Raw genomic sequence first — 10,286 nt, 5'->3', positions numbered from 1 at the left:
TGCGGGGGGGGGGGGCCCCCCCCCCCGTGTTTGTGTTTTTTTGGCGGAGTACCACGCGGGGGGGGGGGGGGGGGCGGGGGGGGCGCGGGCCCCCCCCCCCCCCCCCCCGCCGCACTGTTCGGGGCGGAATGGAAATGGGCAGCGAAATTCACCGGGCGCGACGGTGCGGAAATCGCGCCCGGTGAATTCCGGAAGAGACCGTGACGGGAATCGAACCCGTGTAAACCGTTTTGCAGACGGTTCCCTGACCACTCGGGCACACGGTCGTGAAAAGGGTGCGCGCAGGCGTCAACGGGCCTGGCGGCAAAGGGGGTTGCGACTCAGGCGCAACAACGGGAGCCCGGACAGGGGGCACAGGTGCGGGGCACTGCGAGGGCCTCCGGCTTCCTGTTCATGGCCTTCTCCTGTCGTCGGGCGGTACTGCTCCGGATCGTTCCGGTGAATTGACTGTAGCGGACCGGGCGCGGGTGGTGTCAACGGAATACGCGAATTCCTTGATGAATTCCGTGTGTCGGCACTGTGCTACGGTCGGGAGCGAGGCGGGTGCTGGTGGCCCGTCCCGGACGAGGTGCGTCGTACCCGGTATGACAAGACGGCGCGGTAGGTGTTTCGACTACTGCGAGGAGTCCGTCGTCATGGCGTGGGTGGTTCTGGTCGTGGCCGGTGTGCTGGAGACCGTCTGGGCGGTGGCCCTGGAGGCCACCAAGGGGTTCTCCCGGCTGGTGCCGAGCGTGGTGTTCGCGGTGGCGTTGGCGCTGTCGATGGGCGGGCTGGCGTACGCGATGCGGTCGATTCCGTTGGGGACGGGCTACGCGGTGTGGGTGGGCATCGGCGCGGTGGGGACGGCGCTGTACGGGATGGCGGCGATGGGGGACGCGGCGAGCGCGGCCCGGATCACCTGCCTGGTGCTGATCCTCGCGGGAGTGGTGGGGCTCAAGGTGCTGCACTGAAGTGGCACTGAAGTCCCAGGGCCGGCGGAGGATGGCCGGTTCCACCCCGGGGTCAGGATCAAAACGCCGTAACGGCACTTACCATGTCGAGGTGACCACCACCTCCCAGGCCGACACGGCACCACCGCAGCAGATGTCCGACGACGGCGACGACGGCACGTCAGGCGTGCTCAGCGGCCCCTGGCGGGCGTTGACGCTGGGCATCGTCTCGGTGGTGCTGCTGCTCGCCTTCGAGGCCACCGCCGTGAACACCGCGATGCCGACCGCCGCCCAGCAGCTCGACGGCATCCCCCTGTTCGCCTTCGCGTTCTCCGCGTACTTCACCACCACGCTGCTGGCGATGGTGGTGTCGGGGCAGTGGTGCGACCGGCACGGGCCGCTCGCGCCGCTGTTCACCGGGATCGCGGTGTTCGCGGCCGGACTGGTGACCGCCGGCACCGCCGTGAACATGTGGATGTTCATCGCCGGCCGGGCGGTGCAGGGCCTGGGCGGCGGCCTGGTGATCGTGGCGCTGTACGTGGTGGTCGGCCGGGCCTTCCCGGAGCGGCTGCGCCCGGCGGTGTTCGCGGCGTTCTCGGCGGCCTGGGTGCTGCCGTCCATCCTCGGCCCGGTGATCTCCGGCGCGGTGACCCAGCACCTGGGCTGGCGCTGGGTGTTCCTCGCGGTGCCGGCGCTGGTGCTGCTGCCGCTGGCCGTGATGGGCCCGGCGCTGCGCCGCTCCGAGCGCCGGCAGCCGCCGCGCCGGCCGCAGCCGTACGACTGGCGGCGGACCCGGGACGCGGCGATGGTCGCGGTCGGCGCGGCGCTGCTCCAGTACGCGGGCCAGCGGCTGGACGGCTGGGCGCTGCTGCCGGCGGCCGCCGGGGTGGCGCTGATCGGCCCGGCGGTGCTGCGGCTGCTGCCGAAGGGGACGCTGCGGGCGGCCCGCGGCCTGCCGACGGTGATCCTGCTGCGCGGGCTGGCGGCGGGCGCGTTCTTCGCGTCCGAGCTGTTCATCCCGCTGATGATGCAGACCCAGCGCGGCCTGTCGGTGACGATGGCGGGCCTGACGCTGGCGCCGGGCGGGCTGTCCTGGTCGCTGGGGTCCTGGCTGCAGGGCCGGCCCGGGGCGGAGCGCCACCGGGGGGCGATGATCCGGTTCGGCTTCGTGCTGACGGCGGTGGCGATCGGCGCCCTGCCGCTGGTGCTGCTGGCGTCCGTGCCGGTGTGGGTGCCGGCGGTGGCCTGGGCGGTCGGCGGCATCGGGATGGGTCTGGCGATCGCCAGCATCAGCGTGCTGATGATGCGGCTGTCGGCGCCCGAGGAGACCGGCGAGAACTCGGCGGCGCTGCAGCTGAGCGACGCGCTGGGCAACGTCCTGCTGACCGGGCTGGCGGGCGTGCTGTTCGCGGCGCTCGGCGGCGGCGCGGTGAGCGCGGTGGCCGAGGACGCGTCGCTCCCGGCGGGGCCGTTCGCCGCGGTGTTCCTGGCCATGCCGGTGGTGGCGCTGCTCGGCGCGCTGCTCTCCGGCCGGGCGGCGGTGTCCGGGGCGAAGACGGCCTGACGGCCCGACGCACCCCGGCGGGCCGGCGACGGCGCGCGCGGGGTGCGTCGTCCGGCTACTTGCCGCCCGCCACCGGCGGGACGGACGGCCGGGGGGTGACCGGGCCGGAGCCGCCGAGGTAGGCGTTCCAGCCGCCGTCGGGGCTCTGGCCGGGGGTGAGGGCCTGGAGCTTCCTGAGCACGGCCGGGTCCTGCGCCTCCAGCCATTCGACGAGCTGCCGGAAGGACACCATCCGGACCTCGGGCTTGTCGGCGATCGCCTTCAGGACCTCCTCGACGGCGTTCATGTAGATGCCGCCGTTCCAGCCCTCGAAGTGGTTGCCGATGACGAACGGCGCCCGGTTGCCGTGGTAGGCGCGGTCGAAGCCGGCCAGGTAGGCGTCGCGGGCCTGGGTCTGCCAGAACGAGCGGCGGCCGGGGTCGCCCTTGGTGTTGTCGCCGGACTGGTTGTACATGATGTTGTAGTCCATCGAGAGCACCTGGAAGGTGTGCCCGGGGAACGGGATGGACTGCAGCGGCATGTCCCACAGCGCGCCGCCGGCGAACTTCTGCGGCCACATCTGTAGCCCGCCCGGGCCCGAACTGTCGTACTTCCAGCCGCGCTTGACGGCGGTGGGCAGCAGACCGCGCTGGCCCTCCAGGCAGGGGGTGCGGCCGCCGATCAGCTCCTTGCGGTAGTCGAAGGGCAGCGCGGGCAGGTCGGTGTTGCCGGTGTTGGTCTTCCAGTTCATGACGAAGTCCATCGCCTGCTGGATCTCGCTGTCCCAGTCCTCGGGGGACCAGCGGCCGCCGCCGTTGGCACCGCAGAAGTGCCCGTTGAAGTGGGTGCCGATCTCGTGGCCGTCCAGCCAGGCCGCGCCGATCTGCTCGATGGTGGCGCGGATGTGCGGGTCGCTCAGGTAGCCGATGTCGGAGGCGCCCACGGAGTGCTGCGGCGGGTGGTACATCGACCGCTTCGACTCCGGCAGCGTGTAGATGCCGGAGAGGAAGAACGTCATGGTGGCATTGTGGTCCTTGGCCAGCTGCCGGAAGCGGCTGAACAGGCGGTCGTCGAGCTCGCCCGCGCCGTCCCAGGAGAACACCACGAACTGCGGGGGCTTCTGGCCGGGTTCCAGCGGTTCGGGGACGGGCTGGTTCGGCTGCGGGCCGGTGTCGGAGGTGGAGCCGTCGCCGATCAGCGTGGCGGGGGGCTTCGGGACGGCGCTGGGGCTGCCGTTCGCGGTGAGGCCGTCGGCCTGGGCCGGCTGGGCGGGGCCGCCGCTCCCGGAGGTGCTCGCGCAGCCCGCCGCGAGGGTGGCGGCGGTCGCCGCTCCGGCGGCCAGCAGCGTCCTGCGGGAGAGGGCGTCCATGTCTCACATCCGTTCACCAGGGAGTAAGGGGAAGGCACCGGCCGGAGGAACGGTCCATCAGATGGAATGACCGATGCGTCGTCCGGGGGAGTCGCCCCAGCATCGCACGGGCCGGAGCCGCGCGCCGGGAAGCACACCCCGGGGTACGGATGACCGGGGGACGCCACGCCGAACAGCTCACCTGTTCGGCGCACCGGGACGCCACGGCGCGGGCGTCCGGGAGTTGAGCCGACATCAGGCGGCACGGTCGCGCGGACCGGGCCCGGACACGGAGGTGGGACCGCCGATGTGGCAGTCGCTGCTGGACGCCTACCGCGACCGGATCGTCGAGACCGGGCGGGAGCCGCTGTTCCTGCTGCTGCTCGGGCTGGTGCTGTCCTTCCTGTTCATCCGGCTCAGCACCCGGCTGATCCGCGCCCAGGTCCGCTGGTGGCCGGGCAACGTCACCCCCGGCGGACTGCACATCCACCACGTGGTGTTCGGCCAGGCCCTGCTGCTGATCTGCGGCGTCGGCGCGTTCGCGGTGCGCGGTGACGGTGGCGCCTGGTGGAAGCTGCTCGGCTTCGGGTTCGGCGTCGGCTGCGGCCTGGTGCTGGACGAGTTCGCGCTGGTGCTGCACCTGAAGGACGTCTACTGGTCGACCCAGGGCCGCACCTCGGTGGACGCCGTGATGCTCGCCGTCGCCACCATCGCCCTGCTGCTGCTCGGCGAACTCCCGCTCGGCGGCTTCGCCCGCCACCCCGACGGGACCACCCTGGCCGGGGCCTGCGCGCTGCTCGCGCTGGTGGTGGTCAGCCTGCTCAAGGGCAAGACCTGGACGGGGCTGCTCGGCATCATGCTCTGGCCGCTCGCGCTGGTCGGCGCGGTCCGGCTGGCCCGGCCGCAGAGCCCCTGGGCGCGCTGGCGCTACCGGGCCCGGCCGCGCCGGATGGCCCGCGCCGAACGCCGCGAGGACCGCATCCACCGCCGCCTGGTCGCCGCCAAGACCGCCGTCTACGACCTGGTGGCCGGCACCCCCGACGCCGGCCTCGAACCCGCCGAACCGGCGCCGGCGCTCCCCGCACCCGCGCCCGAGCCCCCGCCGCCCGCCGTCGAGCCGCCGCCGCCCGCGCCCTGGCGGCTGCGCTGCGCCGCGTCCGTACAGTGGTACCTGCGGATCGTCGCCCTGGTCGACCTGCTCGGCGCGGTCGTCGCCCCGTTCCGCGCGCAGGTCCAACGGGTCGACCGCGGCGAGTACTTCACGCCCGTGCTGGTCACCTCCGGGTTCACCGCCGCGCTGCTGGCCGGCCTGCTCGCCGTGATGCTGCGCCGCCGCAAGCGCGCCGCCTGGATCGCCGCGCTGGCCGTCGTCCTGGCGCACGCCGCGCTGTACGGGCTGGCGTTGGCCTTCCCCGAGTTCCGCGCCCACCCGTTCAACTGGTTCTCCGCCGCGCTCACCCTCGCCGTGCTGCTCGCCCTGCTGCTCGGCCGGCCGGTGTACCGGGTGCGCGGCGGACGCGGCAACCTGCCGCTGGCCGCCGCCGTGCTGGCGGTCGGCGCGGCGCTGCTCGCCGGACTCGGCGCGGTCGCCGTCCGGGTCGCCCACGCCGACGGCCTGCCGGACTGGGGCGAGGCCGCCCGCTACGGCCTGCTGCGGCTGGTCACCCTGTCCGGCGCCGTCCGGGTGCCCGGGGTGGACGCGCCGCGCTGGATCGACCTGGCGCTCAACCTGCTCGGCACCGCCCTGCTGCTGCTCGCCCTGCGGATCCTGCTGCGCTCCCCGCGCGGCACCGACCGGCAGAGCCCCGAGGAGGAGGCCGAGCTGCGCCGGCTGCTGGAGCGGCACGGCGGACGGGACTCGCTCGGCTACTTCGCGCTGCGCCGCGACAAGGCGCTGTGCTTCGCGCCGGACGGCGCGGCCGCCGTCGCCTACCGGGTGGTCAACGGCGTGGCGCTGGCCTCCGGCGACCCGATCGGCGACCCGGCGGCGTGGCCGCCCGCCATCGAGGAGTGGCGGCGGCGGGCCCGCGCGCACGCCTGGATCCCCGCCGTCACCGGCGCCGGCGAACGGGGCTGCGCCGCGTACGCCGGGGCGGCCGGGCTGCGGGCGCTGCACCTGGGCGACGAGGCGGTGGTCGAACCGGCCCGGTTCGCACCCGACGATCCCGGGCTGCGGCAGACCTGCGGCCGGGTCGGGCGGGCCGGGTACCGGGTGGTGGTCCGCCGTCACCGCGACATCCCCGCCGAGGAGTTCGCCGGCCTGGTCCGGCTCGCCGACGCCTGGCGGCACGGCCGCACCGAACGCGGCTTCTCGATGGCGCTCGGCCGGCTCGGCGACCCCGCCGACGGCGACTGCCTGATCGCCGAGTGCCGCGACGAGGCCGGCCGGACCGCCGCCCTGCTGTCCTTCGTCCCCTGGGGCGCGGACGGCCTGTCGCTCGACCTGATGCGCCGGGACCGGGAGTCCGACCCCGGGCTGGTCGACTACACCGTCGTGCGGCTGCTCGAACACGCCCGGGACGCCGTGCCCGCGGTGCGGCGGGTGTCGCTGAACTTCGCGATGCTGCGCGAGGTGTTCGAGGACCGGCTCGGCGCCGGGCCGGTGCGGCGGCTGTGGCGCGCCGTGCTGCGGTTCCTGTCGCGCTGGTGGCGGCTGGAGGAGCTGTACCGGGCCAACGCCCGCTACCGGCCCGACTGGCAGCCCCGCTACGCGCTGTACGAGAAGGCCTCCGAACTGCCCGCCATCGGCCTGGCCAACGCCCTCGCCGAGGGTTACCCGACCCGCCCCCGGCTGCGGCGCGGCCGGCGGTGACGGGCGGTCACCCGGCCGGAACGCCGGGCGTGCCGCGGCGGGCGGCGGTGGATTGACTGGGCGCACGACCGGGACGACGGAGGATGCGGTGGGCGAGCGGACGTGGGGCGGCGCGGCGCTGGCGGCGGGAGCGGTCGTCGCGGGGGCCTGGCTGCTGCACGGCGGGGTGCTCGGCACGCTGCCGCCCGCCCCGCTTGCCGCGCAGGCGTACGACGGGACGCCGGTGGGGCCGGCGGTGCCCGCGCTGCCGCCCGCGCCGCCGGTGCGGGTGCGGATCCCGGCGCTGGGCGTGGACGCCCCCGTGGACCCGCTCGGCCTGGACGGCGCGGGACGCCTCCAGCCGCCGCCCGAGGCGGACGGCAACCTGGCGGGCTGGTACCGGGGCGGCGCGTCCCCCGGGTCGAGCGGCGCGGCGGTGCTGGCCGGGCACGTCGACACCGCGCGCGGCCCGGCGGTGTTCTACCGGCTGGGCGCGCTGCGCAAGGGCGACGTGGTGGAGGTCGCCCGGGCCGACCGGGCCACCGCCTGGTTCCTGGTGGACGGCGTGGAGGTCTACCCGAAGCGCGAGTTCCCCGACACCAAGGTGTACGCGGCCACCCCCGACGCCCAGCTGCGGCTGATCACCTGCGGCGGCGGCTACACCCGGGAGGGCGGCTGGGACGGCAACGTGGTGGTGTACGCGCACCTGATGCGCACCGAGCGGGCCTGACGAGTACCCAGCGGACCTGACGGCACTCGTCCGAACCCCGCGTCGGCGACCGTTCAGGCCAGCAGCTGGGCGAGCGCCCGGTCGCAGTCCAGGTGCCGCAGCTCCTGGCCCTCCGGGACGGCCAGGTGGCTGCGCCACAGGAAGCGGCGCAGGTCGGTGCGGGCGAACTGGAGCAGTGCGACGCCCTCGGGGGAGCGCAGCTCGACCATGGTGCGCATGCCGAACGCGGGCCGGATCCGGACGTCGCCCTCGCCGGCCGCCCGGTCCAGGCCGACCGAGAGCAGCTGGCGGGCGAACACCCACTCGATGTCCGGCGTCGAACGGTCGGCGGGGGCGGCCGTGTCGAACGGGTCGTCGGGGTCGTGCGGGCCGTGGGGGTCGTACGGGTCGGCGTCCAGCGCGTACTCGGCGGGGAAGACCATGCGGACGGCGAGCGGGTCCTCGCAGCGGTAGCGCAGGGTGACCCGGAGCAGGGCGGAGCGGTGGGCGCCGAGGATCAGGCGGGCCTGGGTGTGTTGTTCGACCGGCGTGGGGGCTGCGGACACGACGTTTCCTCCGGGTGGTGGGGGTGCGACCGGTGTCGCCTTCCGTGAGGGAAGAGTCGGAAGGGGCGGGAGGAATTACACCGCTTTTGGGGTCATTTCACGTGATCTGCGCCACGTCGCGAGGGATCTTTCGGGCATATCGGTCGCCCGGTGCGGCGGCCGGGCCCGCGGGGCGACCGGAGCGGCGCCGCTCGACGAGGGCTCGGCGCTGCTGCCGGGGGCGTCCCGCAGCCGGGCACGGTGAACGGCCGGCCGTGCCGCGTGAAGGTGTGGTGAGGGCGGCGCGACGGGAGTGGGACGCGCGCCACAGGGGCGCGGGATCGCCACGGTCCGCCCCCCGGAAGGGGCTAGGCTGGGCGGGTTCCACGCCCGCCCGCAGACCGCGGATCGGTGGCCTCACATGGGCCCTGACCTGCGACGACCCCGTTCGGAGACCGTGACTACCGCCGCCTCCTCCTCGATGGCCCCGCTGTTCTCGCACGCGGACAGCCTCCACCCCCGCCCCACCGGCACCTCCGCCGCCGCACACCTCTCCCCGGCCTTCCCCGGCCGTGCCCCCTGGGGCACCGCGGGCAAGCTCCGCGCCTGGCAGCAGGGCGCGCTGGACACGTACATCGAGAAGCAGCCCCGGGACTTCCTCGCGGTCGCCACCCCGGGCGCCGGAAAGACCACCTTCGCCCTGACCCTGGCGTCCTACCTGCTGCACAACCACCTGGTGCAGCAGATCACCGTGGTCGCGCCCACCGAGCACCTGAAGAAGCAGTGGGCCGAGGCCGCCGCCCGGATAGGCATCCGGCTGGACCCGGCGTACTCCTCGGGCCCGCTCTCGAAGGACTACCACGGCATCGTGGTCACCTACGCGGGCGTCGGCGTCAACCCGATGCTGCACCGCAACCGCACCGAGGCCCGCAAGACGCTGGTGATCATGGACGAGATCCACCACGCCGGCGACTCCAAGTCCTGGGGCGAGGCCTGCTTCGAGGCGTTCGAACCCGCCACCCGCCGGCTCGCGCTGACCGGTACGCCGTTCCGCTCGGACACCAACCCGATCCCGTTCGTCGCCTACGACGCGGGCAGCGACGGCATCCGCAAGTCCGTCGCCGACTACACCTACGGCTACGGGCACGCGCTCGCCGACCACGTCGTCCGGCCGGTGATCTTCCTCAGCTACTCCGGCAACATGCGCTGGCGCACCAAGTCCGGCGACGAGCTGGAGGCCCGGCTCGGCGAGCCGATGACCAAGGACCTGATCGCCCAGGCCTGGCGGACCGCGCTGTCCCCGCAGGGCGAGTGGATCCCGGCCGTGCTGCAGGCCGCCGACCGGCGGCTGACCGAGGTCCGCAAGGGCATCCCGGACGCCGGCGGCCTGGTGATCGCCACCGACCAGACGGTGGCCCGCGCCTACGCCAAGATGCTGCGCGAGATCACCGGCGAGAAGGTCACCCTGGTGCTCTCCGACGAGTCCGAGGCGTCCAAGCGGATCTCCGAGTACTCCGAGGGCACCTCGCGCTGGATGGTCGCCGTCCGGATGGTCTCCGAGGGCGTCGACGTGCCCCGGCTGTGCGTCGGCGTGTACGCCACCTCGATCTCCACCCCGCTGTTCTTCGCCCAGGCCGTCGGCCGCTTCGTGCGCGCCCGCAAGCGCGGCGAGACCGCCTCGGTGTTCCTGCCGACCATCCCGATGCTGCTCGGCTTCGCCAACGAGATGGAGCTCCAGCGCGACCACGTCCTGGACCGTCCGAAGAAGGACGGCGAGGGCCTGTTCGACGAGGAGGACCGGCTGCTCGCCGAGGCCGAGAAGGCCAACGACGGGCCGGACACCGGCAGCGAGGAGTTCTCCTACGAGGCGCTGGGCAGCGAGGCGGTCTTCGACCGGGTGCTGTACAACGCCATGGAGTTCGGCATGCAGGCGCACCCCGGCAGCGAGGAGGAGGAGGACTACCTCGGCATCCCGGGCCTGCTCGAACCCGACCAGGTGCAGATGCTGCTGCAGAAACGTCAGCACCGGCAGATCCAGCGCTCCAAGGCCCGCCCCGCCGAGGAGGCCGACCTGCTGGAGCTGCCCGCCGAGGAGCGCCCGGTGGTCACCCACCAGGAGCTGCGCGAGCTGCGCAAGGAGCTGAACGCGCTGGTCGCCGCCTGGCACCACCGCACCGACCAGCCGCACGGCGCCATCCACAACGAGCTGCGCCGCCAGTGCGGCGGACCGCTCACCGCGCAGGCCACCGCGAACCAGCTGAAGGCGCGGATCGGCCGGATCCGGGAGTGGGCGACGGCGGGCTGATCGGAGCGCCCGGTGAGGGTCTGACCGTCCGTCAGGACATCGGGACGGGAATTGGCGAAGAAAGTGTGGAGGCGAGCGGGCCTATGATCCGCTAATCTTCCGCGTGCCGGTGCTGG

General features: G+C 74.0%; 7 protein-coding genes, 1 tRNA gene and 1 riboswitch. Of the genes, 5 read left to right on the top strand and 3 right to left on the bottom strand.

Annotated elements, in window-relative coordinates; translation table 11 throughout:
- Nucleotides 1-195: 195 nt before the first annotated feature.
- Nucleotides 196-266, bottom strand: a tRNA-Cys gene (locus ACWEMJ_RS10765).
- 269 nt (nucleotides 267-535) lie between these two features.
- Nucleotides 536-602: riboswitch (guanidine-III (ykkC-III) riboswitch) on the top strand.
- A gap of 33 nt (nucleotides 603-635) precedes the next feature.
- Here ACWEMJ_RS10765 and sugE point away from each other — a divergent pair.
- A complete protein-coding gene (sugE, locus tag ACWEMJ_RS10760; protein WP_452136639.1) occupies nucleotides 636-950 on the top strand; it encodes a quaternary ammonium compound efflux SMR transporter SugE in 315 nt (104 codons plus the stop codon).
- Nucleotides 951-1,083: 133 nt separating this feature from the next.
- Complete coding sequence (locus ACWEMJ_RS10755) at nucleotides 1,084-2,493, top strand: MFS transporter (protein ID WP_452136647.1); 1,410 nt, start codon at nucleotides 1,084-1,086, stop codon at nucleotides 2,491-2,493.
- Between the two features lie 55 nt (nucleotides 2,494-2,548).
- Here the strand turns inward: ACWEMJ_RS10755 and ACWEMJ_RS10750 are convergent, their stop codons facing one another.
- Complete coding sequence (locus tag ACWEMJ_RS10750) at nucleotides 2,549-3,841, bottom strand: hypothetical protein (RefSeq protein WP_452136638.1); 1,293 nt, start codon at nucleotides 3,839-3,841, stop codon at nucleotides 2,549-2,551.
- 286 nt (nucleotides 3,842-4,127) lie between these two features.
- On the opposite strand from ACWEMJ_RS10750, the gene ACWEMJ_RS10745 reads away from it, so the two are divergent.
- A complete protein-coding gene (locus tag ACWEMJ_RS10745) occupies nucleotides 4,128-6,632 on the top strand; it encodes a phosphatidylglycerol lysyltransferase domain-containing protein (RefSeq protein WP_452136637.1) in 2,505 nt (834 codons plus the stop codon).
- Nucleotides 6,633-6,720: 88 nt separating this feature from the next.
- Nucleotides 6,721-7,341: a class F sortase gene (locus ACWEMJ_RS10740; RefSeq protein WP_452136636.1), complete on the top strand. Its 621-nt coding sequence runs from the start codon at nucleotides 6,721-6,723 to the stop codon at nucleotides 7,339-7,341.
- Nucleotides 7,342-7,394: 53 nt separating this feature from the next.
- Here the strand turns inward: ACWEMJ_RS10740 and ACWEMJ_RS10735 are convergent, their stop codons facing one another.
- A complete protein-coding gene (locus ACWEMJ_RS10735) occupies nucleotides 7,395-7,886 on the bottom strand; it encodes an SsgA family sporulation/cell division regulator (RefSeq protein ID WP_452136635.1) in 492 nt (163 codons plus the stop codon).
- Nucleotides 7,887-8,346: 460 nt separating this feature from the next.
- On the opposite strand from ACWEMJ_RS10735, the gene ACWEMJ_RS10730 reads away from it, so the two are divergent.
- Nucleotides 8,347-10,170, top strand: a complete 1,824-nt coding sequence (locus ACWEMJ_RS10730; protein WP_452136646.1) for a DEAD/DEAH box helicase — start codon at nucleotides 8,347-8,349, stop codon at nucleotides 10,168-10,170.
- Nucleotides 10,171-10,286: the final 116 nt, after the last annotated feature.

Source organism: Kitasatospora sp. NPDC004531 (assembly GCF_053602195.1).
This window is presented reverse-complemented; position numbering and strand designations above follow the sequence as displayed.

What these genes read in the sequence shown, in the direction of transcription:
- sugE (WP_452136639.1), top strand. Translation starts at nt 636, where the DNA reads ATGGCGTGGGTGGTTCTGGTCGTGGCCGGTGTGCTGGAGACCGTCTGG.
- ACWEMJ_RS10730 (WP_452136646.1), top strand. Translation starts at nt 8,347, where the DNA reads ATGGCCCCGCTGTTCTCGCACGCGGACAGCCTCCACCCCCGCCCCACC.
- ACWEMJ_RS10745 (WP_452136637.1), top strand. Translation starts at nt 4,128, where the DNA reads ATGTGGCAGTCGCTGCTGGACGCCTACCGCGACCGGATCGTCGAGACC.
- ACWEMJ_RS10755 (WP_452136647.1), top strand. Translation starts at nt 1,084, where the DNA reads ATGTCCGACGACGGCGACGACGGCACGTCAGGCGTGCTCAGCGGCCCC.
- ACWEMJ_RS10750 (WP_452136638.1), bottom strand. Translation starts at nt 3,841, where the DNA reads ATGGACGCCCTCTCCCGCAGGACGCTGCTGGCCGCCGGAGCGGCGACC.